The sequence below is a fragment of the Klebsiella sp. MISC125 genome, from assembly GCF_051131775.1.
Classification (GTDB): Bacteria; Pseudomonadota; Gammaproteobacteria; order Enterobacterales; family Enterobacteriaceae; genus Klebsiella.
Window position 1 is genome coordinate 3,271,204 of sequence record NZ_CP180448.1, and the last position, 26,410, is coordinate 3,297,613.

Below are 26,410 nucleotides of genomic sequence, written 5' to 3' on the forward strand. Positions count from 1 at the left end.
TTTTGTCAAGATAAAACAGCACCATTTCCTGTTTGAACTTCACAATCACTACGCTCTGGCTGAAGCGCCAGAAACAAAACAAAGCCAGTTGTACGTTATAGCGCACAGTGTTAAGTTACATCGACCGCTATAACGCACAAGAGATACTCATGCACACATTTACCGTACCCTTTCCGACGCTGCTTGCCGGATTTGTCGCCGTATTAGTCGGCTACGCCAGCTCCGCCGCCATCATCTGGCAGGCCGCCGCCGCCGCGGGAGCCGATGCCACGCAAATCGCCGGCTGGATGACCGCATTAGGTTTGGGAATGGGCGTCAGTACCCTGGCGTTAACCTTGTGGCAAAAGGTTCCTATTCTTACGGCCTGGTCAACTCCTGGTGCAGCGCTACTGGTCAGCGGCCTGCAAGGAGTCACGCTGGCGCAGGCGGTTGGCGTCTTTATTTTTGCCAACGCCTTAATCGTACTTTGCGGCGTCACTGGCCTCTTTGCCCGGTTGATGAAGATCATTCCCCATTCGCTGGCGGCGGCGATGCTGGCCGGGATTTTGCTGCGCTTTGGCATGCAGGCTTTCGCTAGTTTGCAAGACAATCTACTGTTATGCGGCGGCATGCTGGCCGCCTGGCTATTGTGCAAAGTCTGGTTTCCCCGCTTTGCCGTGGTAGCCGCACTGTTAGTGGGAGGTGCGGTAGCCGGACTAAACGGAGATGTGACAACGTCACAGATAAATTTGAGTTTTGTTGCCCCTTCTTATATTGCTCCGGTGTTTACTCCTGCGCTGCTGCTTAGCGTCGGTTTGCCTTTTTTCCTCGTCACCATGGCTTCGCAAAACGCCCCCGGTTTCGCCACGCTTCAGGCTTCGGGTTATCGGGTCCCCGCTTCACCACTGATCGTGGCAACCGGCGGCCTGGCGCTGCTGCTGTCACCGTTTGGCGTGTATTCCATCTGCATCGCGGCGATTACCGCCGCCATTTGCCAGAGCCCGGAAGCCCATCCGGAACCGCAAAAACGCTGGCTTGCAGCGGCGGCGGCAGGCATTTTTTATCTGCTGGCGGGGATATTTGGTGGCTCGATTACGTCGCTGATGGCAGCGCTGCCGATGGCGTGGATCCAGATGCTTGCCGGGCTGGCACTGCTCGGTACCATTGGTGGCAGTCTGTTTCAGGCACTAAACCATGAAAATGAACGCGATGCGGCGGTGGTGACTTTCCTGATAACCGCCAGCGGCGTGACGCTGGCGGGCATTGGATCTGCTTTTTGGGGACTGGTGCTCGGCGGCGTCAGCTATGTTCTGCTATCAACGCTGCGCCGCCCGTAGCTGTGATGGCGTCAGGCCGGTGGCGCTTTTAACCCGGTTGCTAAAATGACTGGCGGAGCTGAAACCGCAGGCCATCGCAATATCAGTTAATGGCAGAACGCTTCGGCAGATGAGTTCCTTCGCTTTGATCATACGGCGCTGCATGACGTACTGATGTGGTGCCATTTTCATCGACTGGCGGAACATCCGCGCAAAATGGTACTCACTCAGCGCTGCTTCCCGGGCCAGATCCGCCAGCGTCAGCGGCTGGTCCAGATTTTCCTCAACCCACGCCACAGTATTGCGCAAGATATGCGGTGCTAGCCCGCCGGTCACGGTAGGCAAACGCCACTGAACGTTAGAGTAATTCTGGATAAGATGCGTCAGTAGCAACGTGCTGGCGGAGCTTAGCGTGAGTTGGTTCGCCTGTTGCTGCCAGTCGTTATCCAGCAGAAACTGGCGATAGACGGCGGTAATTTTGTCATCACTGGAGAAGGTTTTTTCCTGCAAGGTGAATGAGGCTGGGCTGCGGTCCCAAATCTGCTCGCCAACCCGGCGCAAATGCTCGTCCGTGCAGTACATATGGACAAACGAAAGGTCGCCGCGAATATCCCAGGTGCTCTCATCACCTTTCGGCATCAGACAGAAACGGTCCGGACCGCCGCCGTTTTTCCAGCCATGAGCGGTTTTCTGGTAGCTTTCATAACCATCGGCAACATACAAGCTCAGGGTATGGTGATCGCTTTGTACCGTTATAGTATCGAGATTGTTATACCAGGCCGCCAGTTGAATACCGGAGTTAAGCTTCACCGTCTCCCGCAGCACGGCATTTTTTTGACGCAATGTTTCGAAAGTCCCGTAAGCCATAGCCTTCACATTTCAGATTCTGCAGGCATCCAGTCTATGAAGAGTCACAGGCAGATACCAGCCTTCACCCGCCGATAACCAAAAATAAGCGCAAGAATTTGCAAGTCAGCAACAGGCTGATGACAGCACGGCGTAGCCTAAGGCGTCAGAATGACCGGTACAACACTCACGGGAGAGACATTTTGAACGCATTACTCTACGGATTAGTCGTCGTTATCTGGGGCACGACGTGGATTGCTATCTTTTTGCAGCAAGGACCGGTCGCCGCGCCGGTGTCCATTTTCTGGCGCTTTGCGTTGGCCAGCGTCACGATGCTGACCGTTCTTCTGGTCACCCGCCGTCTGCGCCCGCTGGCCGCACGCGACCATCTCTTCTGCCTGCTACAGGGCTGCTGCGTATTCTGCTTTAACTTCTGGTGTTTCTATACCGCCGCCGCGTATATCAATACCGGCCTTGAGTCGGTGATATTCTCCATGGCGGTGCTGTTTAACGCCATTAACAGCTTTCTCTTTTTCCGCCAGCAGCCGCCGGGTCGCTTCTGGCTGGCCGCCGCGCTGGGCCTGGCGGGTATCGTTACGCTGTTCTGGGATGATTTATGGGCCAACGGCCTGAATGCGTCGCTCCTATTCGGCATCGCGCTTAGCGCGCTGGGAACCTACGGCTTTTCGCTGGGGAATATGCTCAGCATTCGCCACCAGCGCCGCGGTCTGGAAACATTAACCACCAACAGTTGGGCTATGCTTTACGGCACGCTGGTGATGGGTGCCATTGCTCTGGTACGTGGGGATGATTTCACGCCGCAGTGGACGTTCAGCTATATGGGCGCGCTGCTGTATCTGTCGCTATTTGGTTCCGTTATCGCCTTCGGCGCCTATTTCACTCTGGTCGGCAGAATTGGCGCGAGCAAAGCGGCATACAGTACACTGCTGTTTCCGCTGGTCGCGCTGACAATCTCGACGTTTTATGAGGGATATGTCTGGCACAGCAACGCCGTGGCTGGACTGGCGTTGATTCTGGTCGGGAATCTGGTGATGTTTGCTCGTCCTGAGCAGTGGTTCCTGCGCCGCAGGCTGGCATAGGTAAATTGGGACGACCGGTGCTGCATTCTTGTCAGGTGGCGGCTGGCGCCTTACCTGACCTACAAAAACCGAGTTCAGCCGCCAGTCGATGACTGACTACCAGTAATTAAAAAGGCGCTATCAACTCATAGCGCCTTTCTTCATTGATAAAACTGACTTAGCGGTTGTTCGGGTCGAATTTCACCGCGTCAATCGCCATATCATCAATAACCTGCTTCAGGGTATCGACGGTTAACGGCGTATTTTCATTGGAGAGATCTTTACCCTCACCTTTACGCACGACTTTGATGACCGGCTTTTTAGTCGCCGCATCGATCAGCTCACCTTCAAAGTACAGGTTGGTATCCATGGTACGGTGGCCTGTTGCCGCCTGAGTACCGGCGATAATCATTGCCACCGGGATGACTTCATAGAACTGCAAGCCTTCTTTGCTGGAATCCACGCCGGTGATGGCACCACGGAAGATCAGGCTGCGTTTACCTGCGGTGGTTGCCAGCGGCTTACGCTCGGAAATAGCCTGTTTCATCTCTTTGTTGGTGTAATTTAAGATATCGGCCAATGCCTTTTCGCCAACCTGCGTCGTCGGTTTTGGTACCGGATAATAAGTGATCGGGTTATAAACAACGTTGTCGTAATTGCTCGGATTATAATCCGGAGAAATCCAGCGCAGCTCAGGTTTACCGGAAGCGGAGGTGGTTTCTTTTAAGTTTGAGTAATCTTTTAAAAAACCGGAATATTGTTCGGGTTTAGCGAGTTTTGATGAGCAGCCGGCTAACGCTAACAGGCCAGCAAGCGCGGCGACCTTAAAAAATAACTGAGTACGCATAGGTTAATCCCTGTAAATGTAATCTATCGGCACGTGTTATAGCAAAATACAGGGGTAAGTTTTGTGGCAAAAAAGGTGGTACGTCAAGTACCTGGATAAAATAAACCCGCTGTTGCCAGCGGGTTCTCATTGTATTTATTTTATATCCACCTGATAAAAAATATGCTTGCCAAAAGGATCTATTTCATAGCCGGAAACGTTTTTACGCACCGGTTCAAAAATGGTCGAATGAGCAATCATCACCGCGGGCATCTGGTCGTGCATCATTTGCTGCGCCTGGAGATAGAGTGCTTCGCGTTTTTGGCGATCGGTTATCGATTTAGCTTCAGTAATCAGCTTGTCAAATGGTTGATAGCACCATTTCGCTGAGTTAGAACCGCCGTTTGCCGACTGGCAGGTAAATAACGGGCCGAAGAAGTTATCCGGATCGCCGGTAGCCGTCGTCCAGCCCATCAACGCCGCCTGATGCTCACCATCCTTCACGCGTTTTAAATATTCACCCCACTCATAGGTGGTGATTTTGGTCTGCACGCCGATTTTCGCCCAGTCGGCCTGAATCATCTCGGCCATACGTTTGGCGTTCGGGTTATAGGGACGCTGAACCGGCATCGCCCACAGGTCGATAGTGATCGGACCTGCAACCCCCGATTCATCCAGCAGAGCTTTAGCCTTCTGTGGATCGTATTCATAATCCTTCAGATTGCTATCCGCACTCCACACGCCTGGCGGCAGCAGGTTTTTTGCCGCCGTACCGGTACCGTGGAATACCGCTTCAATAATCGCCGGTTTATTGATCGCCATAGCTAAGGCCTGACGAACTTTGACGTTATCAAGGGGCGCTTTCTGGGTATTAAATGCCAGGAAGCCGGTGTTGAGACCCGCTTTACTCATCAGATTGATATCTTTGTTCTCTTTCATCCTCGGCAAATCAGCCGGGTTGGGGAACGGCATCACCTGACACTCATTCTTCTCAAGCTTGGCATAGCGTACTGAGGCATCCGGAGTAATGCTGAAGATCAGCCTGTCGATATTGGCCTTCCCCTGCCAGTATTCCGGGAAAGAAGTAAAAAGAATGCGCGAATCTTTTTGATACTGGGCGAGTTTAAACGGACCAGTACCAATCGGGTCCATATCCACCCGCTCCGGCGTCCCGGCTTTTAACATCGCATCGGCATATTCCGCCGATAAAATAGAGGCGAAATACCAGGCAAGATCGGCAACAAATGGCGCTTCCGCATGGGCGAGCGTAAAGCGAACTGTATATTCATCCGGCTTATCGATATTGGTAATTAATTGACCAAACTCGAGACTTTCAAAATTGGAATAATTACCGCTGGAGACATTGTGATAAGGATGGTTAGGATCTTTTTGCCGCATAAAAGAGAAAATCACATCATCGGCATTAAAATCACGGGTCGGTTTAAAATATTTATTACTCTGAAACTTAACGCCTTTACGTAAATGGAAAGTATAAACTTTGCCATCTTCGCTGACCTCCCAGCTTTCTGCCAGGCTCGGCAGCAGTTCGGTGGTCCCGGCCTTAAAATCAACCAACCGGTTGTAGACAGGCACCGCGCTGGCATCCACGCTGGTACCAGAGGTGTAGAGCTGAGGGTTGAAGTTTTCCGGCGATCCTTCGGAACAGTAGACCAGCGTTTTTGCGCTAATAGCCGAGCTGGCCGTCAGCGCGGCTAATGCCAGAGCAAGCGTCGTGAATCTGCGTTGCATATGCTTTCCTTTTTAATTTGTCAGCTAATGTATAGCTTGTTGTTTTGCCATTCATACATAACACTAAAGCCTCATTGCAAACACCTGAAAAAACAAATAAAGAAGGAATCACTATGTCATCTCCGCTAGCCAGTCAATTAACCCAACGCTTCTTTCGCTATCTGGCGATAACCAGCCAGAGCGACCCACGCGCGACCACCCTGCCCACTACGCCGGGACAACACACGATGGCGCAGGCGCTTGCCGATGAGTTACGACAGCTGGGCCTGGATGAAATCGTGATTGACGAACACGCTACCGTCACGGCGGTTAAAAAAGGCAATGTTCCCGGCGCGCCGCGGATTGGCTTTATTACCCATATCGATACCGTCGACGTCGGCCTGTCGCCGGATATTCATCCACAAATTCTGCGCTTTACGGGTGAAGATCTCTGTTTAAATACTGATAAAGATATTTGGCTACGAGTGGCGGAACATCCGGAAATCTCCGCTTATCCGGGTGAAGAGATCATTTTCAGCGACGGCACCAGCGTACTCGGAGCCGATAATAAATCCGCCGTGACGGTGGTGATGACGGTGCTGGAAAACCTGACGGCGGAGCATCGCCACGGCGATATCGTTGTCGCGTTTGTCCCGGATGAAGAAGTTGGCCTGCGCGGGGCCAAAGCGCTGGATCTTTCCCGCTTTGTCGTCGACTTCGCCTGGACTATCGACTGCTGCGAGCTGGGCGAAATCGTCTATGAGAACTTTAACGCCGCAGCAGCGGAAATCCGCTTTACCGGCGTCACCGCCCACCCGATGTCGTCAAAAGGTATGCTGGTCAATCCCTTGCTAATGGCAACCGATTACATGAGCCATTTTGACCGCCAGCAAACCCCGGAGCATACCGCCGGACGCGAAGGCTACGTCTGGTTTAACGGTATCCAGGGCGATCAAAACAGCACATTGCTACAGGCCAGCATTCGCGATTTTGACCTTGAAAGTTTTAACCGTCGCAAGCAGCAGATTGGCGAAGTGGCGCAGAAAATCGCCGCGCAGTATCCAACCGGCAGCGTCGAATTCCACGTCAGCGATACCTATAGCAACATCAGCAATGCGATTGGCGACGATCGCCGGGCCATCGACCTGATGTTTGAGGCGATGGAAAGCTTAGGGATCACGCCGAAACCGACGCCGATGCGCGGAGGCACCGACGGCGCAGCGCTATCGGCAAAGGGAGTATTAACACCAAACTTCTTTACCGGCGCGCACAACTTCCACTCGAAGTTTGAGTTTCTGCCGCTACGCGCCTTTGAGGCCTCTTATCAGACCGCGTTACAGCTCTGTCTACTGGCCGCGCGTTAAGCGAGTTTGCGCGCCAGCATAGTAGCGAAACGCAGCTTAATGCGATTACCGTTGGCGTCGGTGCGATGCAGTTCGCCGACGTCTTCGTTGTACTTGAGGAACTCCCAACCCGCGTAATAATTACGCAGTTCTTGCGGTTTAAAGGCAAACGGGAAGCCAACGGTGCACGGATAGTCTTCAGTATCCATCGCCGCGACGATCAGGTTGTATCCACCCGCTTTAGTGCAGCGCTGCATGTTATCAATAAGCCCCGGGATCGTCTTTGCCTCAAGGAACATCATCACCACGGTGGAGAGAATAAAATCATACTCGCCGTCAAAGCTCAGCGAGTTAAGGTCCTTAATCGCCGCCTGCAGGTTCTCCAGCCCTTCCGCCTGACGAATACTTTCAAGATTGTTGATGCTGGCCGGGTTTTTATCCCACGCGGTAACGTCAAAGCCATTAGCCGCCAGATAAAGGCTATTGCGCCCGTTACCGCAGCCCAGATCCAGCGTCTTGCCCGGCGCGATCAGCGTAGCGGCATGCACCACTTCCGAGTGGGTGCGGGTCATGCCGTATTTATCGGTAAAGTAGTTTTCATCACGAAGAGTCATGGTTAATCCTTATTTTTTAATAACGTGTCGCGATCGACGCGAATCAGCAGTTTGCCGCGCATCAGCAGCAGGAAGGTACGAATCAGCAGCAACCCGATAATGACGTTGGTAAAGATAAACAGCGGCATCGCCAGGGCATGAAAAAATCCGTTGGGATGGGTATGACCGAGATGCAGCCCGGTGGTCGCCAACGCGGAGATACCGAACGAGAAGCTCCAGAACGACGCGTTAAACGGCTGGCGCAAATACCACGGCATCAGGCGAAACATAAACAGCAACTGGAGCAGGCCGTAGCCAAACAGCAGCTTAGCAAAGGTATCCGCTTCCCCACCGTTGACGCTCAACCAGGCGCTGCACGCCACCAGCGCCGGGGCCAGTTGAATGCCCAGCGAGGTTCGCATGGCGGTCGGTAGTTCGCCGTCGCTGCGCAGACGCTGCAAAATCACCGGCTCCAGGCTGAGCCACGAGAAGATCCCCGCGCCAAGAAACACCAGCCCGGCATCGTTAAAACCCAGCGCGCCGCAGGCCATGGCGCTAATAAAGTTGTTCGCCACCGTCGGCAAGTAGAGACCCGGCGTCGTCGCCTCTCCGGGGTGTTGTCCCCGCCATAACCCGGCGCTTTGCCAGGCAGAATAGGAGAGCTGTAGCACCACGCCAAGGCTAAACAGGACCAGCGATAGCGAGCGCAGCCATGGCACAAAGCCGATAGAGACCAGCATGGTGGTCGCCGGAAAAAGGCTGACAAAGCTGCTGGCGACCGGGTGACGCATCTCTTGCAGTACGCTATGCGGAAAACGTAGCACCCGCGAAATAAACGCGACCGCCAGCAGCGCCCAAATGACCATTGCCAGAATCACCAACCCGTCGCCAATAGCCCGGCTCACCGGCCAGATGGTACTGGCATAGCGCCAGGCGAAGCCCATACCGATAATGCCCAGCACCATGCCAAAGTAACCCGCCGGTAAATTCAATACCTGACTCTTATTATGGTTTTTATTCATTTTGTTTAATATTTCAATTTATCTTAAGTTGCATTTTAAAAGAACCTTCAAAAACGCGCTACGGAGTTTTTTGCTATCTTTATGTTAACCATACGTAATGAGAAAGTCCGATGCGCAAATATTGCCTCAGTGAGAAGGTTCGCCAGTTTCACTATGAAGAGGACGGGAACAAACATAGCGCAAATCTGCGGCAAATTGTCGCCTTGCGTGATTTCGCTGACGTGAAAGTCGGGGACGAAGGCGGCTGGCTGGACGATGAAGAGGCGCTGAGCCACAGTGGAGAATGCTGGATTTATGATGCCAATAGCGCCGTTTTTGATGGTTCGAAGATTGAGGGCAACGCGCGGTTGACCGGCGAGTGCGTGATCGGTCACGGCGTCATCATTAGCGATAATGCCCGCCTGGATAGCGTACACATCAGCTATCACGCGCGAATAAGTGACAACGTCACGATAGAATCATCCCGGATTCGGGGGGGTTGCCATCTGGCGGACGACGCGCGGATCCTCCCCCACTGCCTGATTATCGCCGCTCAGGGGCTCACCGCCGACAATGATAAGATCCTGCGTATTTATCAGCGGGCGACGGTCAGCACATCGCGGATTGTCCATCAGGCGCAAATTTACGGTGATGCCTTTGTTGAACACGCGTTCGTCGAACATCGAGCGGAGATTTTTGACAATGCCCGACTGGAAGGTAACGACGAGAACGATGTTTGGGTTTGTGATAACGCCAGGGTCTACGGCAACGCGCGGATTATCGCCGGGCGCGAAGAGGACGCCATTCCAACCCTGCGTTACAGCTCGCAGGTCGCGGAAAATGCAATCGTAGAGGGAAACTGTCTGCTTAAGCACCGGGTGATGGTCGGCGGCCATGCGCACCTGCGCGGTGGGCCAATCCTGCTTGATGATGAGGTGTTAATAGAGGGAAACGCGGCTATCTGTGGTGATGTGATAATTGAACATCAGGTGGCAATTCGCGACGGCGCACGAGTTGAGGCAAGCGCTGGCGATGCCATTCACATTCGAGGCGCAAAGGTTATTAGCGGCGACGAGCATATTACCCGTACGCCAATCGTCGGTTTTCTGTAAGCCTTACTCCCCGGGGGCGGCGCTCAACGCGCCTTGCCCGGGCTACGGATCCGAGCGGTCTGTGGGTGTTGTAGCCCGGACAGATGCGTAGCATCGCCTCCGGGAAGAACCAGCATATTACCCGCACGCCCATAGTCGGTTTTTTGTAAGCCTTGCCCCCGGGCTACGAGTCCGGGCGGTCTGTGGGGGTTGTAGCCCGGACAGATGCGCAGCATCGCCTCCGGGAAGAACCAGCATATTACCCGCACGCCCATAGTCGGTTTTTTGTAAGCCTTGCCCCCGGGCTACGAGTCCGGGCGGTCTGTGGGGGTTGTAGCCCGGACAGATGCGCAGCATCGCCTCCGGGAAGAACCTCAGATTTATTGCCCATCACAATCAATAATTCGCCCGTAGATATTCTGGTCATCATACGAACCGTTGAGGAACTCGGCCTGCTTCAGACACCCTTCAAGCGTAAAACCATTGCGTAACGCTACCTGATTGCTCTTATGGTTCGCCACCCGGCATTTGATCACAAACCGGCGAACCGTACCGCTGCGAGCGTAATAATCCATAAAAGCCTGTAGCGCCTGAGAGAGCAGCCCCTGCCCATTATGACTTTCGTCAATCCAGTAGCCGATATACGCGGTCTTGTTAATCGGTTCAATCTGGTTAAACGACAGCACGCCGATAATCTCTTCATGCAAAAAGAGCAAAAACATTTTGGCGTAGCCGCGCTGATGCAGCATCACGTTGCCCTGCACGTGGCGGCGGGTTTCATCTTCGTGGCTGACCTCAGCGGGCCAGCTCAGCGATTGCTGAAGCCAGTGCTGGTTTTTAATCACCAGTTGGTGCAACTCAGTGACGTGACGTTCATCAACAGCACGCAGGGAAAGCGCGTCGGTCACGGGGATTTGTTCTTGCATGGGGGTGTTTTCAGCAGACATAGCGCACTCTTACAGAAAGGCAAACGCCCGCAGAATCACCTCTGCGGGCGGGACAAGGAGCGATTACTTCATCACCCTATCATCAACGTAGTTGCGCTTATCCGGCGCTGGCGGGAAATACTGATACAGCCAGGTTTCGCTGATCGCCTCCCCCTGGCAGCGCAGGAACATACGCATCTCCACCGGGTCGGTAGAATCCGAAGTCGGATACCAGTCAAACTGGATGCGATAGCCATCAAACGGTTCGACGTAGAGGATCTCTATCTGCTTCGCCTCACCGCTCGACAGGGTAATCACCGGCTCAATGCCCTTCGGCGCAGCAGCTTTCAGATCGCCACCGACAAAATCGATGGCAAAGCGACGGGTCCATTTATCCGGGTAGTGCTCGCCCGGCGCCCAACCTTCCGGGAAGCCGCCCATCCCGGTGCGCGTCGCCATCACCCGCGCCAGCGGGGAACGTACCGGCGGCTGCGCGCTCCAGTAGAGACGATAGCGGAAGTCCAGCTCATCCCCGGCTTTCACTGGTTTCGCCGGTTGCCAGAAGCAAACGATATTATCCAGCGTTTCGCCGGTGGTCGGGATCTCCATCAGGCTGACGGCCCCTTTGCCCCATTGGTTACGTGGTTCAACCCACAGGCTTGGGCGCTTGTTATACCAGCCCATAATGTCCTGATAGTGGGAGAAATCGCGATCCAGCTGTAGCAGGCCAAAACCGCGCGGGTTCTTATCCTGGTAGGCGTTAAATTGCAGCTTTTGCGGGTTGTTCAGCGGACGACAAATCCACTCGCCGTTGCCCAGCCACATCGACAGGCGATCGGAGTCATGGATTTGCGGGTGGATGGTGTCGCACATCCGGCGTTCGTTGTTGCCGCAGCTGAACATACTGGTCATCGGCGCAATGCCCAGCTGTTTGATGTCCTTACGCGCATAGATGTGGTTTTCCACATCCATAATCACCTGCGTTTCCTGGCAGTTGACGACAAACTTATAGGCTCCGGTGACGCTCGGGCTGTCGAGCAGGGCGTATACGGTAAATACCGTCGCTCCCGGTTTGGCGGTTTCAAACCAGAAAGAGGTGAAGTCCGGGAACTCTTCCGGCGTATCCGTAAAGGTGTCAATAGCCAGTCCACGGGCAGAAAGACCATACTGATAAGTACTGTCCACCGCGCGGAAGTAGCTTGCGCCGAGGAAAGCGACGATATCGCGACGCGCCAGCTCCGGGGCTTTAAAGACGCGGAACCCGGCAAAACCGAGATCGCTCTGGCCTTCCAGCTGTTTGGTGTCGACGCCGGCATCATTGTATTTAAACAGCTCCGGGCGGAAGTGAATTTCCCGCGCCTGCTGGCTTTGCGAATCCAGCGAGAACATGCGCACACGGCGGCGGAACCCCATCCCCACATGGAAGAACTGAATATCCAGCTTGCGCTCTTCGATATTGCTCCATAGAGAGTGTGCCGCATCATACTGAATGCTGTTGTAGGCCTGCGGGGTCAGGTTCGCCAGCGTCGGCGGGAGATCGCGAGGCGCTCCGCCCCAGGGCTGACGGGCAAGGTCATGTGCCATCGATTGCAGCACGGAGTAGTCAAAACGGCGCGTCAGCCCATCGGCAATTCCCGAATCCTCGGCGAACGCGGCTTTACTGAACAGAGAGGCGACTCCTGACGTTCCGCATACGGCGGCAACAGCCATGGAAGATTTGAGAAAACGTCTGCGGTTCATGCCTGAGAAAGCATCCTTATTCATATGTGAATTGAGACGCGACGTAACAAACTCATGCGTCGTGAATGTCGCTCACTCTAGACAAAAACGATTGATAATCCAATTGTTGGCGGCAGAAAAAGCGTGAAAAAAATATGTCCACCGGACCAGACCGAATTCCCCCGCAGGTCAGACCTCGGGGGAATGGCGATTATTTGACGCTGACGTCAATACCGGGGAAATATTTGCCCGCCAGACGCGTGATGGTGCCATCAGCGCGAACTTTATCGATCGCCGCGTTCAGCTGTTTTTGCGTCACCTCATCCCCTTTGCGCAAGCCGTAGCCAATCCCGCTGCCGAGAATAGTATCGTCAGCCACCGGTTTGCCGATAAAACCAAATCCTTTGCCCTGCGGTTTGCTGAGGAACCCTGCCTGCCCGGCAGCGGACATCACCAGCGAGGCATCAATGCGTCCGTTAAGCAGATCGGCCCACGCCATATTCTGGTCTTTATAAGCGACGACGGTAACGCCGTGCTTTTCCCAGTGCTCTTTGGCGAAGGTTTCCTGAATCGATCCCTGCAGGACGCCAATGGTTTTCCCCTTCAGCCCTTCCGGCGTCGCCTGCATCCCGCTATCCGCCTTGCCTACCAGTTGCGAAGGGATACGGTAAATAGGCTGCGTAAAATCAATACTCTTGCGCCGCTGCTCGGTAATGTTCATGGCCGAGTTAATCGCATCGAACTTCTTCGCCACCAGCCCCGGGATCAGGGCATCAAACGACGTTTCAACCCAACTGCATTTCAGCTGCGCCGCCTGGCAAATTGCATTACCCAGTTCGATATCAAATCCCACCAGTTCCCCTGCCGCGTTGCGGCTTTCGAACGGTGGATATTCTGCTTCGACGCCGTAGCGCAGCTCGCTGGCCGCCAGCGAGGAAAAAGTGCAAATCATCCCCAGCGCGAGGGTAAAGGCTTTTATCTTCATCAGGTGGCTCCTTAGCATGGCTTAACGTGACGCAGTGCCCGAGCACCGGCCCGCAGTGTCGCTTCATCTTTGGCAAAAGAGAGGCGAATCAATTTGTTATCAGTGCCATCGGTATAAAACGCCGATAGCGGGATCGTGGCAACGCCATAATCGGTAATCAGCCGTTTGACCATCTCGCTGTCGCTTTCCTCGCTGAAATGACCGTAGTCCGCCAGCAGGAAGAAAGAGCCCGCACTCGGCAGCAGCCGAAACGGCGAGTCCGCCAACAACTGCACGAGTAGATCGCGCTTTTGCTGATAAAACGAGGCCAGCGAGAGCCAGGATTGCGGGTCGCGCATATGGTCAGCGAAGGCATACTGCATCGGGGTATCGGCGGAAAACATCAGAAACTGATGCACCTTGCAAATTTCGTCCATCAGTGCAGCCGGGGCGACACAGTAACCCACCCGCCAGCCGGTGACATGATAGGTTTTGCCAAATGAGGAGATAATCACGCTGCGCTCCGCCAGATCCGGGTGAGTCGCCATTCCGTGATGCTGTGCGCCATCAAAAACCACGTGTTCATAAACTTCATCTGACAGGATCACAATGTCGGTATGGCGAGTTAGCGCCGCTAGCTGGGCTAAATCATCCGCTGAAAACACCTGCCCGCTTGGGTTGTGCGGAGTATTAATAATGATCATCCGCGTACGTGGGGTAATCGCCGCGCGAACCTCATCCCAGTTAACGGCAAAATCCGGTACCGTCAGCTTAATCACCACCGGCGTCGCCCCTTGCAGGCGCACGATTGGCGCATAGCTATCAAAAGAGGGCTCGAAATAGATGACCTCATCGCCAGGATGCACCAGCCCGCTAATGGCGGAGTAGATCCCCTGACTGGCGCTGGCGGTAATCAACACCTCGTCGTCCACATCGTAATGCGTGCCGTACAACGCGGCGATTTTTTCGGCGATGCGCTCTTTCAGCACGCGCAAACCGGTCATCGGCGCGTACTGGTTATGCCCCTGCGCCATTGCCCGGGTCACGCCTTCGACAAGGTGTTCGTCGCAGGAGAAATTCGGTGCGCCCTGAGAGAGGTTTACGGCATTATGCTGCGCGGATAGCTGACCAATCACGGTAAAAATAGTGGTGCCGACATCCGGCAGTTTAGAGCGGGTGCTCACCGAAGAACTGAGGGCCATGGTTAATCCTTTTTCACTTTATTTGCATAAACATTCAATCCAAAGGTTCGGGATGCGACAATCGAATTGTTGTCATAGTAGCTATGCACAGCGATCATGGCTTAAGGTGAAAACGGCCAGCAGAGCTGCCGACCGTGAGAGAAATTATTTCTGATTTAAGAGGTTAAAGCTGGTCATCAGATTGCGATAGTCCGGGATATGGTTGGAGAACAAGGTCCCCAGACCTTCAACATCATTGCGCCAATCGCGATGTAGCTCACAGGCTGCGCCAAACCACGACATCAACTGCACACCCGCCTGCGACATGCGATCCCATGCGGCATCGCGGGTAATCGGATTAAACGTGCCGGACGCGTCGGTTATCACAAAGACATCAAAGCCCTCTTCAATCGCCGACAGTGCCGGAAATGCCACGCAAACCTCGGTCACGACGCCGGCGATAATCAGCTGCTTTTTACCCGTGGCTTTGACGGCCTTAACAAAATCTTCGTTATCCCAGGCATTAATGTTGCCAGGACGAGCAATGTAGGGCGCGTCCGGGAACTGCTCTTTCAGCTCCGGCACCAACGGGCCGTTGGGACCATTTTCGAAGCTGGTGGTTAAGATGGTCGGCAAACCGAAGTACTTCGCCAGGTCGCCAAGGGCAAGGACGTTGTTCTTGAACTTATCAGGATCGATATCACGCACAAGTGATAACAGTCCCGTTTGGTGATCCACCAGCAGCACAGCGGCATCATTTTTATCCAGACGAACATACGGTTTGGCCATGGTCTCTTCCTCATTTCGACATCAGATTTTCCGCCTGCAAGCAGTCTTAGCGGATTGTTTGGTTAGCAGAACTGATCATAGTGTAATCACTGGCTGAGGATTAGCCGCTGAATGTGAGACGCATTGTCCCATTTGCGGAACAAGCCGTGGCATACTGCTAAAAAGCAACACCAACCGCAGGGATACTCCTGGCACTTTTTTGTCTTTGATTTCAGGAAGAAAATAATGAGCAAAAATGTCGTTATCTGTTGTGATGGAACCGGTAATGAAGTGAAGGCGGAGCTGTCAAATGTGCTGAAACTTTACCGGGTGATGAGCAAAAACGCAGCGCAATGCGTCTATTATCAACCTGGAATTGGCACTATTGGTCAGCACAACGCCTGGCAACAGTTGCGACAAAAAGTCCGTGGATGGTTTGAACTCGCCACCGGTTTCGGCCTGGATAAAGACATCCTTTGCGCCTACCGCTTTCTTTGTGAAAATTATGCTCAGGGAGATAAAGTGTGGCTTTTCGGCTTTAGCCGTGGGGCGTACACCGTTCGCGTACTGGCGGCCATGGTGAACATGATTGGCCTTCTCAATAAAGACCAATTGAATCTCGCCGAATACGCCCTCGCCGCCTACAAGCGCGCAAGTTTAAGCAATGAACCACCTCATCAGAGCAAGCAGCCCTCTTCAGCGCTGGCCGATGCATGGCACTTCTCACGGGTCGCCGGAACGCGGATGATTCAGATTGAGTTTATCGGCGTGTGGGATACCGTCTCCTCAATACTGATCCCAAAAAAATTCGGCCTGCTGCTGGATGTGGAAAAGCTGCTCTATACCCAGAAAAACCCCATTGTGAAGTGCCTTCGCCAGGCCATCGCCATCGATGAACGGCGTCGGATGTTTCGACTGCATCACTGGCTCGAACCCCAATCTTTTAGAGCCAAACCTTTTAAGCCTGAAAGCGATATTACGCAGGATGTTAAACAGGTCTGGTTTGCGGGCGTTCATGCGGATATCGGCGGCGGATATCCGGAAACGGAGAGCGGCCTGTCAAAATTTCCGCTGGCCTGGATGATAGAAGAAGCCCGGTCGTACGGCCTGCTGGTGAATCAGGCCAATATTAATCAAATGGTTTCCGGCAAGCCGCGCCAGGGCAGTAAATATCGCTACGCCGCGCCGGATGAAATGGCTGAAATTCATCGTTCATTGACGCTGTCCTGGATCCCTCTCGAATGGTTGCCAAAAAAGGTGAAAGCCAGGGAGTGGCGTGAGCGTCGGGACTGGCTGGGTTGGTATCTTCCGCGAGGGGAACCAAGGTTGATTCCTGAGGGCGCGCTGATTCACCAATCCGTTAAGCGGCGCATGGCAGCAAGCGACTATCGGCCCGTTAATCTCCCTCAGCGCTACGAGTGGGTTGGCGTGGCGGGTAGTGAACCGCTGGCCCCCCTCTGAACCGCCCGCTGGCAGGGTGACTTGCGCGGTATAGCCATGACATACTGGTTATGATCAAAACGCATAGCTGGAGGCGACATGTCGCGAAGCGCCCTGCCATTTAATACCGTGGAAACCTTTCTGGTCACAGCCAGGCATCTCAACTTAACCCACGCCGCCCGCGAGCTGTGCCTGACGCAGGGTGCAGTTAGCCGACAGATTGCGGCACTGGAAAGCTGGTTTGGTTTCCCGCTGTTTGTTCGCCACGCTCGCGGACTGCGGCTTTCCCCGCAAGGCAGCGCGCTCTACCCGGAGCTACAATCCGCTTTCGCCCGCCTGGTGACGGTCGCAGAGCAGGCCCGTCAGCAGCAAACCGTGGTGCGCCTGAAAGCACCTACCTGCGCCATTCGCTGGCTGGTACCGCGTCTGGTCACCATTGAGCAACGCCATCCGGAACTGCAGGTCGCCCTGACCACTACCACCGAACATAGCGTTAATTTCAAAACCGAGCCTTATGACGCAGCGATCATCTTCGGCAGCCACCACAGTGCGGGCGAACTGTTGTTTGAAGAGGCGTTGACGCCGGTGATGAACCGTACGGCGGCAGGCGATAACCCGCTGAGTGGGATGACCTTTTTACATCCGACGCGGGACAAAACCGACTGGTCGCTGTGGCTGGCGCAGTTCTCCCCCGAGAAACCACTGCCGATGAGTAAAAACCAACATTTCGATACAATGGATCTGGCGATAACCGCCGCCATGCAGGGGCTGGGGATAGCTATCGCCGACGAAACGCTGGTGGCGGAGGATTTACGCGCCGGTCGCCTGACGCGCCCTTTTGCCCTTAGCGTGAAAACCGGTGCCAGCTATCGGCTGGTGGTGCGATCCTCGCAAAGCAAAGCCGACGGACTGGCGCGCTTTCGTGAAGAGCTGATTAATCCAGGGTCACATGATGTTTCATGACCCGGCGGAACAGCGCCAGGCGAGCGCGCATAAATCGGTTTTCTACTTTAAAACCCGCCTGCTTGTGCAACCCGATTCGCAACAACCGATCGCGCCCACGCAAGCTGGCGGGCCAGCGTACCGTCCCTGAAAGCTCCTGGCAGCCGCCGCCCGCTCGCCGGGCGAATTCAACCCAGTAATCCGCAACCTGCGCCGCAAAATCCCGATCGCGTTCATTTGCATAATTACGCACCGGCTCAGCCAGTTCGAGATTATCAAAAACGTATGCCACTTCGTTGCCGTGCCACGCGCCGTGCGGATAGGTTTCATGCTCGGCCTCGGCAACATAATCAAACCAGTAGCGCCAGCACGGCTGCCCTATACGCTGCTGCGCCTGCATGACCACGTAGCCCAGCGTGGTAAACGCCATGTCGCGACACACTTCGCGTCCCAGCGCTTCATCCCCCTTGACGCCAGGATAGAGTAGTTTAATTAACCCGAGACCAAAGCGGCGTTCGCGACGCAGTTTCTGGATTTGCCCGGCGATGTCGACGCCAAACACCGCCATGACGCTGGCCTCGTCGCTATTTGAACCAATCATCACCGGCAGCGGATGCTGGCGTCCGCTAAAGAACGTTTCCAGCATCGGCTGCGGCAGGACAGCATCGCCAACGATAGGTGCCGGGCCGATAGTTAACGGTGCGGTCAGCGACCAGAACGCCTCAGCCGGGATCGCCCGAAGCTGTTCGGCGCTAGCCTGCGGCAAAGCGAAATGTTCAGCGATCAACTGCCCCTTCGCCAGCGCCTTCTCGCGCGGCAAATCCGGCAAGGTATAGCCGCTTTGAATGATCGCTTTATGAAACAACCCTTTGGCTTTCGGCGAGGTCAGCAACGACAGCACGCTGCGCGCTCCGGCAGATTCGCCGAACAGCGTTACGTTGGCAGCATCGCCGCCGAAGGCATGGATGTTTTCCTGAACCCATTGCAGCGCGGCAATCTGGTCGAGCAGAGCAAAATTATAGATTCTTTCGCCATCTTCGCCTTCCAGCGCTGGATGAGCAAAAAAGCCCAGATGTCCCAAGCGGTAGTTGACCGTCACCACCACCACCTCGCGGGAAGCCAGCGCTTTTCCGTCGTAGGGTGGCAAGCTGCCGGCACCGATGGTGTAACCACCGCCATGCAGCCAGACCATCACCGGTAAAGCGCGCGCCCGAGCGGCGGGTGACCAGACGTTAAGGTAGAGACAATCCTCTGAGAAGCTGCCGGGATCGCCGCCGCCAAGTTCACGGCAATACTCAATATCCTGCCAGCTGGAAGCGGAGAAAGTATCAGCCTGACGCACGCCCTGCCAACGGGCGGCAGGCTGCGGCGCGCGCCAGCGAAGATTGCCGACGGGCGGTGCGGCATAGGGAATGCCGCGCCAGATGTGTATTCCTTCTTCGGAGGTGCCCGATAAGGTGCCCTGCCGGGTTTTCACCAGCGGGGTAGACGGATTCTGCATGACCTGCTTCCTTTAACGACTCATGCCAGCAGAGTACTGATTTCACAGCAGACCGCAACGTCGTTTGCTGCGCTCTTCCGCCTGTCGATACAGTTCAAACTCATCATAGACCGAGCCGCCCAGCGCCGTTTCAAAGGCCTCGCGGCTGGCATTGCCATGGCTATGGGACTGAATCTCATTGCCCAGGTTCGACTGAAAAATCCCCGCGGCGCTCACCGGTAAGAAGTCTTCATAAATGATCGGCTGCGCAATCACCCAGCCACGTTCGATTAATGGCTGCGGATCATCGCCCGGGCGAAACGCCTGGCGATGCGCTTCGCCTGAAGGGGTCAGACGGTAGCGGAACCAGGCCAGCCCCTGCTGGCGCAGCAGAAATTCGCTGTCCGGGAACGCGCTAAAGACTTCCTGCAAATGGCGCTGGTGATTAAGATTATCTTTGCCCACCCCTGCCTCGCTGAGCAGCCGGTCATAGAGGGCGCGGCCCTTCGGCGTCAGCGCAATGCCGCGCTGCTCAATTTCGCCAAAGCGGGCGGTGTGCGTGCCTTTATGCTCCCCGGCAAACATCACCGGCTCCTCAAGAGCCTTAAAACTGGTCTGACGCAGTAAAATCGGGACTTCACGCCTCGGCGGCCCTTCAATCAGCGCTTTCGGCGTGATACCGCACTCCGGCATTAGCGCCTGTACCCGGTCGATATCCAGCGTGCGTGGGGTCAGATGATTGATGTGACAGCCGGGGAAACAGACCACATCGGCAATCAGCCGGTGCTCTTCATGCAGCGCGTGATAGGTTTCATCATCAACGGTGGCATGGCGATGCCAGCGAAAGGTTCCCAGCGCCTGGTTGACAAACTCGCGTGCTTCAGCAGAGGTAAATTCACCCTTATCTTCATAAAGCGCCATCAGTTCACGACAGCGAGGAGTGAAAATATCGCGGCGGGCGAGAATTTTCGCCGCCCGATTGCGCAGCTCAACGTTAGCAATTAACTCCAGGCGCAGCAGAGAAGTAAAAACCCGAAACGGATTGCGCGCCAGCGCCGCGTCGTCAATGGGCCGAAACGCGGTCGAGTGAACCGGGACCCCGGCCTGCGACAGATCGTAATAGCTAACGGGATACATTCCCATGATGGCAAACATGCGACGTAAGGTCGCCAGTTCCTCCGCCGTTCCGACGCGGATCGCGCCGTGGCGTTCAACGTTCAGCCGCGCCAGCTCATCGGCATTGGCCAGTTGTTCATGCAGCTTCGGGTTATTTTCCAGTACTGCCAGATTAACGTCGGCCACCAGCTCCAGTAACGTCCCGTACTGGGGAACTTCCTGCTGGTACATCGCCGACATCGCCTGCGAAAAGCGTTCCCGAATCTCATCAGCCGTGATGGTGTTCGCCATGATGTCTTACCTCCAGTGAATACTCCCTGGAGTGTAGGAAAGCTGCTCGCAGGCGGCGGGAAGAATTTACAAACTGTGATGCGGATAGCTGAGCGACTTCTTTTAGCTGACCACTTCATAACCAATGGTTATGAAAAACACCCTTTAATTTCACTTTAAATTAACAAAACATTTACACACACTGCTTATGGCGATATTACAACAACATGCCCCTCTACCGATAAAACGGAGTACCCTATGAACGATAAATGGTCACCGCGCGAGGTTCTGCATCGCGACTACAACAGCCATCCTCCCGCTTACGCGCCGGGCTACAAAACCAGCGTTCTGCGTTCACCGCGCAATGCGCTGATCTCCCTTCAAAACTCACTCTCAGAAATTACCGGACCGGTGTTCAGCAGTGATGATCTGGGCGCACTGGATAATGACCTTATCCTTAATTATGCCAAAGAGGGTTTGCCCATCGGCGAGCGCATCATTGTGCACGGCTACGTTCGCGATGGGTTTGGCCGTCCGATGAAAAACACGCTGGTTGAAGTCTGGCAAGCTAACGCAGGCGGTCGCTATCGGCATAAGAAAGATCAATATCTTGCTCCCATCGACCCTAACTTTGGCGGCTGTGGTCGGGTACTGACCGACGAAAACGGCTATTACTGTTTCCGCACCATTAAGCCAGGCCCCTATCCGTGGCGCAACCAGGCGAGCGACTGGCGACCGGCGCATATCCACTTCTCTCTTTCCGGCGAAGCCTGGGCGCAGCGCTTAATCACTCAAATGTATTTCGAAGGCGATCCGCTGATTAAACAGTGCCCTATCGTCAAAACCATCAATAATGATGACGCTATTCGGACGTTAATCGCCGAGCTGGATACCCACGCCGCCGTGCCGCTGGACTCTCTGGCCTACCGTTTTGACCTTGTGCTGCGCGGTCATCGCGCGACGTTGTTCGAAAACCGCACTCAGGGGGCCGCCCGATGAAAGATTTTTTACCTGAAACCGCTTCGCAGACCGCCGGTCCTTACGTACACATCGGCCTTGCGCCGGACGCCGCCGGTTTTCACATCTTTGAAAAGAACTTTGGTCCGACGTTGACCACGCCGGCCACCGAAGGCGAACGCATTACTATCGAAGGCCGGGTGATTGACGGCTCCGGGACGCCGGTACGCGATGTGCTGCTGGAGATCTGGCAGGCCAATGCCGCCGGGCGTTATAACCATCCTGACGACAGGCAGCAGAACAAAAAGCAGGATGCGGAATTTCGCGGCTGGGGGCGTAGCTGCTCGGACTTTACCAGCGGTATCTGGCGCTTTGAAACGATTAAACCCGGCTCCGTTATCGGTCGCGATGGCCGCGTAATGGCACCGCATGTGAATTTATGGATAGTGGCACGCGGGATTAACATTGGCCTCAACACGCGGATGTACTTCTGTGATGAACAGGATGCGAACCAGGCCGACCCGGTACTGAATCTGATTGAGTGGGAAGTGCGCCGCCAGACTCTTATCGCGCAACGCGAAGTTCGCGGCAATGAAATCGTGTACCGCTTCGATATTCATTTGCAGGGCGAGAACGAAACCGTCTTCTTCGATATCTAGCATTTCTCTTCTTTTCATGCCCCCGCTCACCGGGGGCCTCTCTTTTTAACAATCTCAACAAAATCAACTTGTAAAATAATAAGATAAAATGTTAATAATATTTTGCTATGAAGTTAACAAATTTAATCAACATTACTTGTCACTGGCGCACCTCTGTTTTTAACATTGATTATGCAAAAAAATGGTCTTTTCAGTCAGCGCATTCGCTTGCGCCATCTACATACCTTCGTGGCCGTCGCTCAACAGGGAACTCTTGGGCGTGCGGCTGAAACCTTAAATCTTAGCCAACCGGCTTTATCAAAGACGCTCAATGAGCTTGAACAGCTAACCGGCACGCGGCTGTTTGAACGCGGGCGACTGGGTGCACAGCTCACGCTGGTCGGTGAACAGTTTCTGACTCATGCTGTTAAGGTGCTTGATGCACTCAATACCGCGGGCCAGTCGCTGAATCGCAAAGAAGGTCTTAACAGCGACATCGTGCGTATTGGGGCCCTTCCTACTGCCGCTCTGGGCGTTTTACCCTCGGTAATTGGTCAGTATCACCAACAACAAAAAGATATCACGTTGCAAGTGGCGACCATGAACAACACTATGCTGCTGGCGGGGCTGAAATCGGGTGAAATCGATATCGGTATCGGGAGAATGTCCGACCCGGAGTTAATGAGCGGTTTGAACTACGAACTGCTGTTTCTCGAATCCCTGAAGCTGGTGGTTCGCCCGGGGCATCCGCTGCTTCAGGAGACGGTCACGCTGAGCCGGGTGATGGAGTGGCCGGTGGTCGTGTCACCAAAAGGAACCCTGCCGCGTCAGAACGCTGAAACCCTGCTGCAAAGTCAGGGCTGCAAAATTCCTTCAGGCTGCATTGAAACGCTGTCGGCCTCGTTATCGCGCCAGCTCACCGTCGATTACGACTACGTCTGGTTTGTCCCCTCTGGCGCGGTAAAAGACGACCTTCGCCGCGGACTGCTGGCGGCGCTACCCATCCCGACCCAGGGCGCAGGTGAACCCATCGGCATTCTGACTCGCGTGGATGCCACCCTTACCGCAGGCACGCAGATCTTGCTCAGCGCGATTCGCAAATCCATGCCGGTCTGACTGGTGCTTTAATCATTTCCCCGGTGACGGTCCTGTTAACCGGGGAAATAGTTGTTTTTTCCTACGCGAATGCGCAACTCCATTCACCAAAATAATCAATTAGTGCGAAATCATTCATTAACAATTGCGTAGATTTATTTAACAGATCTATCATATCCATGATTTCACCAAATGGTTCACTTGAAATCAATAACAGCAAAAAACAGGCTTTTATGAAGGCCACAATCACTTCATTCAAAAGACTTCACTTGAAAAATTGATTCATCTGGTTCACGCCTGTACAGGGGTGGTTAAGGAGAAAAAATGGCAACTGGCAACGTGCCACGAGGGTTCCCCCGGATCCTGCAGTGGCTTCTCGCCGGACTGATGCTGATCATCGGTCTGGCTATCGGTATTCTCGGCGCAAAACTCGCCTCCGTCGGCGGCACTTTCTATTTCGCAATTATGGGCCTGGTGATGATTATCGCCTCGCTGCTCATCTTCCGTAACCGTCGCGGCGGCATCGTGCTGTACGCCATTGCTTTTATCGCCTCTATCATCTGGGCCATTAGCGATGCTGGCTGGACGTACTGGCCGCTGTTCTCGCGCCTGTTCGCCCTCGGCGTGCTGGCCTTTCTTTCTGCGCTGGTCTGGCCGTTCCTTTCCCGCCAACCAGCGAAAAAAGGCCCGGCGTTTAGCCTTGCGGTGATCTTCGCCGTGGTGCTGCTGGTCAGTTTCGGCTGGATGTTCAAATCCCAGCCGCTGGTCAGCGCCAGTGAAGAGGTACCGGTCAAACCGGTCGCCGCTGGCGAACAACAGAAAAACTGGGAACACTGGGGTAACACCACCCACGGCGACCGTTTCGCTGCGCTCGACCAGATTAACAAACAGAACGTCGACCAGTTGCAGGTCGCCTGGATCGCCCATACTGGCGATATTCCGCAGAGTAACGGCTCCGGTGCGGAAGACCAGAACACCCCGCTACAGATTGGCGACACACTTTACGTTTGTACGCCTTACAGCAAAGTACTGGCATTGGATGTTGATAGCGGCAAAGAGAAATGGCGCTACGATTCAAAGGCCACCGCGCCGAACTGGCAGCGCTGCCGTGGCTTAGGCTATTACGAAGATAGCCAGGCTCAGGTAACAGCCACTGCGGATACACAGCCGGCTGCCTGCTCTCGTCGCCTGTTTCTGCCGACCACCGATGCGCGCCTGATCGCCATTGATGCCGATAACGGCAAACTGTGCGAGACCTTCGGCGACCACGGTATTGTTGACCTCAGCGTTGGCATGGGCGAAATCAAAGCGGGTTACTACCAACAAACCTCCACGCCGCTTGTCGCTGGCAATGTGGTCGTGGTTGGCGGTCGCGTGGCGGATAACTTCTCCACCGGCGAGCCTCCGGGCGTTGTGCGCGCTTACGATGTTCACACCGGTAAGCTGGCGTGGGCATGGGATCCGGGTAACCCGAATCTGACCGGCGAGCCGCCGGAAGGCCAAACCTACACCCGCGGTACGCCGAACGTCTGGTCGGCCATGTCTTATGACGCGAAGCTGAATCTGATCTATCTGCCAACCGGTAACGCTACGCCAGATTTCTTCGGCGGCGAGCGCACTGCGCTTGACGATAAATACAGTTCCTCTATCGTGGCCGTTGACGCAACGACCGGTCAGGTGCGCTGGCACTACCAGACGACTCACCACGACCTGTGGGACTTCGACCTGCCTTCTCAGCCACTGCTGTACGATCTACCTGACGGCAAAGGCGGCACCACCCCGGTGCTGGTGCAAACCAGTAAGCAGGGCATGATCTTTATGCTCAATCGCGAAACCGGTGAGCCGGTGGCCAAAGTGGAAGAGCGTCCGGTTCCGGTAGGCGATATCAAAGGCGAGCGCTATTCCCCTACTCAGCCTTACTCCGTTGGTATGCCGATGATCGGCAACGAGACGCTAAAAGAGTCCGATATGTGGGGCGCAACCCCTGTCGACCTGCTGCTGTGCCGCATCCAGTTTAAAGAGATGCGTCACCAGGGCATCTTTACGCCGCCGGGCGAAGACCGTTCTCTGCAATATCCAGGCTCGCTTGGCGGGATGAACTGGGGCAGCGTGTCGGTTGATCCGAATAACAGTCTGATGTTCGTCAACGATATGCGCCTTGGCCTCGCTAACTATATGGTGCCGCGCGAGAAAGTGGCGAAAAACGCCAGCGGTATAGAAATGGGTATCGTGCCGATGGAAGGTACCCCGTTTGGTGCAATGCGCGAGCGTTTCCTGTCACCGCTGGGTATTCCGTGCCAGAAACCGCCGTTCGGTACCATGTCGGCGGTGGATCTGAAAACCGGCAAGCTGGTGTGGCAGGTTCCGGTCGGCACCGTTGAAGATACCGGCCCGCTGGGGATCCGCATGCATATGCCCATCCCTATCGGTATGCCGACGCTGGGCGCTTCGCTGTCTACCCAGTCCGGCCTGCTGTTCTTCGCCGGTACTCAGGATTTCTACCTGCGCGCGTTTGATACCGCCAACGGTAAAGAGATCTGGAAATCCCGTCTGCCGGTGGGCAGTCAGTCCGGCCCGATGACCTACGTTTCGCCGAAAACCGGCAAGCAGTACATCATCATCAACGCTGGCGGCGCTCGCCAGTCGCCGGACCGCGGCGATTACATCATCGCCTACGCGCTCCCGGAGCAGAAGTAAGTTCAAGGGCCCCGATTGGGGCCCATTCTTATTCAGCTATGTTATTATTGCGAATGGTTATCAATAATAACAACTGAACAAGGATAATGGATGAAACGTTCAACCTGCCGCCTGCTTGCGGGCACCATTATGTCGATAATGGCTGCATCGGCTCAGGCGTTGAAGGCTCCAGAGGTGGACCTGCGCAATCCGACGATATGGGAAGAAAAAACCGTGAATCCGCTCGCCGATAAACAACAGCCCTGCGAAGTGTTCAGCGGGCCAAACTGCTCGGTGTGGGAAGATGAGAAATCGGATATCCAACGTGAACGGGAGCGACGAGAACAGCGGCGGTGGCAAAACGGTTATGAAAACCTGCGGCGGGAGTAATTCTGCTTTAGCGATAACCCGGGCATGCCCGGGTTATTATTTTTAC

General features: G+C 54.8%; 23 protein-coding genes. 11 read left to right on the top strand and 12 right to left on the bottom strand.

The annotated features are described in order from the left end of the window. Positions 1 to 149 precede the first annotated feature (149 nt). Complete coding sequence (locus tag ACMYSL_RS15565) at positions 150 to 1,316, top strand: benzoate/H(+) symporter BenE family transporter (RefSeq protein WP_434658993.1); 1,167 nt, start codon at positions 150 to 152, stop codon at positions 1,314 to 1,316. Here the strand turns inward: ACMYSL_RS15565 and ACMYSL_RS15570 are convergent. Beyond that, a complete protein-coding gene (locus ACMYSL_RS15570) occupies positions 1,296 to 2,162 on the bottom strand; it encodes a helix-turn-helix domain-containing protein (protein ID WP_304258821.1) in 867 nt (288 codons plus the stop codon). The genes ACMYSL_RS15565 and ACMYSL_RS15570 overlap by 21 nt on opposite strands. 182 nt (positions 2,163 to 2,344) lie before the next feature. On the opposite strand from ACMYSL_RS15570, the gene ACMYSL_RS15575 reads away from it, so the two are divergent. After that, the gene (locus tag ACMYSL_RS15575; RefSeq protein ID WP_434658994.1) at positions 2,345 to 3,241 is read left to right on the top strand and encodes a DMT family transporter; all 897 of its coding nucleotides are present in this window, start codon (positions 2,345 to 2,347) and stop codon (positions 3,239 to 3,241) included. Positions 3,242 to 3,398: 157 nt separating this feature from the next. Here the strand turns inward: ACMYSL_RS15575 and ACMYSL_RS15580 are convergent, their stop codons facing one another. Further along, positions 3,399 to 4,067: a DUF3313 domain-containing protein gene (locus ACMYSL_RS15580; protein ID WP_182238418.1), complete on the bottom strand. Its 669-nt coding sequence runs from the start codon at positions 4,065 to 4,067 to the stop codon at positions 3,399 to 3,401. Between the two features lie 135 nt (positions 4,068 to 4,202). Then, complete coding sequence (locus ACMYSL_RS15585; RefSeq protein ID WP_434658995.1) at positions 4,203 to 5,795, bottom strand: ABC transporter substrate-binding protein; 1,593 nt, start codon at positions 5,793 to 5,795, stop codon at positions 4,203 to 4,205. Between the two features lie 113 nt (positions 5,796 to 5,908). On the opposite strand from ACMYSL_RS15585, the gene pepT reads away from it, so the two are divergent. Next, on the top strand, positions 5,909 to 7,138 hold the full coding sequence (gene pepT / locus ACMYSL_RS15590; protein WP_434658996.1) for a peptidase T: 1,230 nt from the start codon (positions 5,909 to 5,911) through the stop codon (positions 7,136 to 7,138). Here pepT and tehB read toward each other — a convergent pair. Together tehB and tehA are read right to left on the bottom strand one after the other, a co-directional pair. Continuing rightward, a complete protein-coding gene (gene tehB, locus ACMYSL_RS15595; RefSeq protein ID WP_434658997.1) occupies positions 7,135 to 7,731 on the bottom strand; it encodes a tellurite resistance methyltransferase TehB in 597 nt (198 codons plus the stop codon). The genes pepT and tehB overlap by 4 nt on opposite strands. A 2-nt stretch (positions 7,732 to 7,733) precedes the next feature. Further along, positions 7,734 to 8,732 carry a dicarboxylate transporter/tellurite-resistance protein TehA gene (gene tehA, locus ACMYSL_RS15600; protein ID WP_434658998.1) on the bottom strand — a complete coding sequence of 333 codons (999 nt, stop codon included), beginning with the start codon at positions 8,730 to 8,732 and terminating at the stop codon, positions 7,734 to 7,736. A 110-nt stretch (positions 8,733 to 8,842) separates the two neighbouring features. Here tehA and ydcK point away from each other — a divergent pair, with 110 nt between their 5' ends. Then, positions 8,843 to 9,823, top strand: coding sequence for a YdcK family protein (ydcK, locus tag ACMYSL_RS15605; protein ID WP_434658999.1), 981 nt, complete (start codon positions 8,843 to 8,845; stop codon positions 9,821 to 9,823). 359 nt (positions 9,824 to 10,182) lie between these two features. On the opposite strand, the gene rimL is transcribed toward ydcK, so the two are convergent. The 5 genes from rimL to ycaC all read right to left on the bottom strand — a co-directional run bounded on the left by rimL (position 10,183) and on the right by ycaC (position 15,381). Beyond that, complete coding sequence (gene rimL, locus ACMYSL_RS15610; RefSeq protein ID WP_304258807.1) at positions 10,183 to 10,749, bottom strand: 50S ribosomal protein L7/L12-serine acetyltransferase; 567 nt, start codon at positions 10,747 to 10,749, stop codon at positions 10,183 to 10,185. 63 nt (positions 10,750 to 10,812) lie between these two features. Then, the gene (locus tag ACMYSL_RS15615) at positions 10,813 to 12,468 is read right to left on the bottom strand and encodes a glucan biosynthesis protein D (RefSeq protein WP_287855622.1); all 1,656 of its coding nucleotides are present in this window, start codon (positions 12,466 to 12,468) and stop codon (positions 10,813 to 10,815) included. A 190-nt stretch (positions 12,469 to 12,658) separates the two neighbouring features. Continuing rightward, positions 12,659 to 13,432, bottom strand: a complete 774-nt coding sequence (locus ACMYSL_RS15620; protein ID WP_434659000.1) for an ABC transporter substrate-binding protein — start codon at positions 13,430 to 13,432, stop codon at positions 12,659 to 12,661. 11 nt (positions 13,433 to 13,443) lie between these two features. Then, positions 13,444 to 14,613: a pyridoxal phosphate-dependent aminotransferase gene (locus ACMYSL_RS15625; protein ID WP_434659001.1), complete on the bottom strand. Its 1,170-nt coding sequence runs from the start codon at positions 14,611 to 14,613 to the stop codon at positions 13,444 to 13,446. Between the two features lie 144 nt (positions 14,614 to 14,757). After that, a complete protein-coding gene (gene ycaC, locus ACMYSL_RS15630; RefSeq protein WP_112217412.1) occupies positions 14,758 to 15,381 on the bottom strand; it encodes an isochorismate family cysteine hydrolase YcaC in 624 nt (207 codons plus the stop codon). 225 nt (positions 15,382 to 15,606) lie between these two features. Between ycaC and ACMYSL_RS15635 the strand changes: the two genes are divergently transcribed. Together ACMYSL_RS15635 and ACMYSL_RS15640 are read left to right on the top strand one after the other, a co-directional pair. Next, a complete protein-coding gene (locus ACMYSL_RS15635) occupies positions 15,607 to 16,821 on the top strand; it encodes a T6SS phospholipase effector Tle1-like catalytic domain-containing protein (RefSeq protein WP_434659002.1) in 1,215 nt (404 codons plus the stop codon). A 78-nt stretch (positions 16,822 to 16,899) separates the two neighbouring features. After that, positions 16,900 to 17,763: a LysR substrate-binding domain-containing protein gene (locus ACMYSL_RS15640; protein WP_434659003.1), complete on the top strand. Its 864-nt coding sequence runs from the start codon at positions 16,900 to 16,902 to the stop codon at positions 17,761 to 17,763. Here ACMYSL_RS15640 and ACMYSL_RS15645 read toward each other — a convergent pair. Both ACMYSL_RS15645 and hglS read right to left on the bottom strand, forming a co-directional pair. Continuing rightward, the gene (locus ACMYSL_RS15645; protein ID WP_434659004.1) at positions 17,735 to 19,243 is read right to left on the bottom strand and encodes a carboxylesterase/lipase family protein; all 1,509 of its coding nucleotides are present in this window, start codon (positions 19,241 to 19,243) and stop codon (positions 17,735 to 17,737) included. The genes ACMYSL_RS15640 and ACMYSL_RS15645 overlap by 29 nt on opposite strands. Before the next feature lie 42 nt (positions 19,244 to 19,285). Then, entirely contained in the window at positions 19,286 to 20,629 is a 1,344-nt protein-coding gene (hglS, locus tag ACMYSL_RS15650; RefSeq protein ID WP_434659005.1) for a 2-oxoadipate dioxygenase/decarboxylase HglS, read from the bottom strand. 237 nt (positions 20,630 to 20,866) lie between these two features. Between hglS and pcaH the strand changes: the two genes are divergently transcribed. The 5 genes from pcaH (at position 20,867) to ACMYSL_RS15675 (ending at position 26,364) form a co-directional block, all read left to right on the top strand. Next, complete coding sequence (gene pcaH / locus ACMYSL_RS15655) at positions 20,867 to 21,607, top strand: protocatechuate 3,4-dioxygenase subunit beta (RefSeq protein ID WP_112215764.1); 741 nt, start codon at positions 20,867 to 20,869, stop codon at positions 21,605 to 21,607. Then, a complete protein-coding gene (gene pcaG, locus ACMYSL_RS15660; protein ID WP_182238388.1) occupies positions 21,604 to 22,224 on the top strand; it encodes a protocatechuate 3,4-dioxygenase subunit alpha in 621 nt (206 codons plus the stop codon). Before pcaH ends, pcaG begins: the two co-directional genes overlap by 4 nt. Positions 22,225 to 22,395: 171 nt before the next feature. Beyond that, a complete protein-coding gene (locus ACMYSL_RS15665; RefSeq protein ID WP_304258790.1) occupies positions 22,396 to 23,319 on the top strand; it encodes a LysR substrate-binding domain-containing protein in 924 nt (307 codons plus the stop codon). A gap of 303 nt (positions 23,320 to 23,622) precedes the next feature. Continuing rightward, positions 23,623 to 25,995, top strand: coding sequence for a glucose/quinate/shikimate family membrane-bound PQQ-dependent dehydrogenase (locus tag ACMYSL_RS15670; protein ID WP_434659006.1), 2,373 nt, complete (start codon positions 23,623 to 23,625; stop codon positions 25,993 to 25,995). A 90-nt stretch (positions 25,996 to 26,085) separates the two neighbouring features. Then, positions 26,086 to 26,364, top strand: a complete 279-nt coding sequence (locus ACMYSL_RS15675; RefSeq protein ID WP_304258785.1) for a hypothetical protein — start codon at positions 26,086 to 26,088, stop codon at positions 26,362 to 26,364. Positions 26,365 to 26,410 lie beyond the last annotated feature (46 nt).

Excerpts from the sequence above, each read along its gene's own strand:
- ACMYSL_RS15565 (WP_434658993.1), top strand. The coding sequence starts at position 150 with ATGCACACATTTACCGTACCCTTTCCGACGCTGCTTGCCGGATTTGTC.
- ACMYSL_RS15570 (WP_304258821.1), bottom strand. The coding sequence starts at position 2,162 with ATGGCTTACGGGACTTTCGAAACATTGCGTCAAAAAAATGCCGTGCTG.
- ACMYSL_RS15580 (WP_182238418.1), bottom strand. The coding sequence starts at position 4,067 with ATGCGTACTCAGTTATTTTTTAAGGTCGCCGCGCTTGCTGGCCTGTTA.
- ACMYSL_RS15585 (WP_434658995.1), bottom strand. The coding sequence starts at position 5,795 with ATGCAACGCAGATTCACGACGCTTGCTCTGGCATTAGCCGCGCTGACG.
- pepT (WP_434658996.1), top strand. The coding sequence starts at position 5,909 with ATGTCATCTCCGCTAGCCAGTCAATTAACCCAACGCTTCTTTCGCTAT.
- tehB (WP_434658997.1), bottom strand. The coding sequence starts at position 7,731 with ATGACTCTTCGTGATGAAAACTACTTTACCGATAAATACGGCATGACC.
- tehA (WP_434658998.1), bottom strand. The coding sequence starts at position 8,732 with ATGAATAAAAACCATAATAAGAGTCAGGTATTGAATTTACCGGCGGGT.
- ydcK (WP_434658999.1), top strand. The coding sequence starts at position 8,843 with ATGCGCAAATATTGCCTCAGTGAGAAGGTTCGCCAGTTTCACTATGAA.
- rimL (WP_304258807.1), bottom strand. The coding sequence starts at position 10,749 with ATGTCTGCTGAAAACACCCCCATGCAAGAACAAATCCCCGTGACCGAC.
- ACMYSL_RS15615 (WP_287855622.1), bottom strand. The coding sequence starts at position 12,468 with ATGAACCGCAGACGTTTTCTCAAATCTTCCATGGCTGTTGCCGCCGTA.
- ACMYSL_RS15620 (WP_434659000.1), bottom strand. The coding sequence starts at position 13,432 with ATGAAGATAAAAGCCTTTACCCTCGCGCTGGGGATGATTTGCACTTTT.
- ACMYSL_RS15625 (WP_434659001.1), bottom strand. The coding sequence starts at position 14,613 with ATGGCCCTCAGTTCTTCGGTGAGCACCCGCTCTAAACTGCCGGATGTC.
- ycaC (WP_112217412.1), bottom strand. The coding sequence starts at position 15,381 with ATGGCCAAACCGTATGTTCGTCTGGATAAAAATGATGCCGCTGTGCTG.
- ACMYSL_RS15635 (WP_434659002.1), top strand. The coding sequence starts at position 15,607 with ATGAGCAAAAATGTCGTTATCTGTTGTGATGGAACCGGTAATGAAGTG.
- ACMYSL_RS15640 (WP_434659003.1), top strand. The coding sequence starts at position 16,900 with ATGTCGCGAAGCGCCCTGCCATTTAATACCGTGGAAACCTTTCTGGTC.
- ACMYSL_RS15645 (WP_434659004.1), bottom strand. The coding sequence starts at position 19,243 with ATGCAGAATCCGTCTACCCCGCTGGTGAAAACCCGGCAGGGCACCTTA.
- hglS (WP_434659005.1), bottom strand. The coding sequence starts at position 20,629 with ATGGCGAACACCATCACGGCTGATGAGATTCGGGAACGCTTTTCGCAG.
- pcaH (WP_112215764.1), top strand. The coding sequence starts at position 20,867 with ATGAACGATAAATGGTCACCGCGCGAGGTTCTGCATCGCGACTACAAC.
- pcaG (WP_182238388.1), top strand. The coding sequence starts at position 21,604 with ATGAAAGATTTTTTACCTGAAACCGCTTCGCAGACCGCCGGTCCTTAC.
- ACMYSL_RS15665 (WP_304258790.1), top strand. The coding sequence starts at position 22,396 with ATGCAAAAAAATGGTCTTTTCAGTCAGCGCATTCGCTTGCGCCATCTA.
- ACMYSL_RS15670 (WP_434659006.1), top strand. The coding sequence starts at position 23,623 with ATGGCAACTGGCAACGTGCCACGAGGGTTCCCCCGGATCCTGCAGTGG.
- ACMYSL_RS15675 (WP_304258785.1), top strand. The coding sequence starts at position 26,086 with ATGAAACGTTCAACCTGCCGCCTGCTTGCGGGCACCATTATGTCGATA.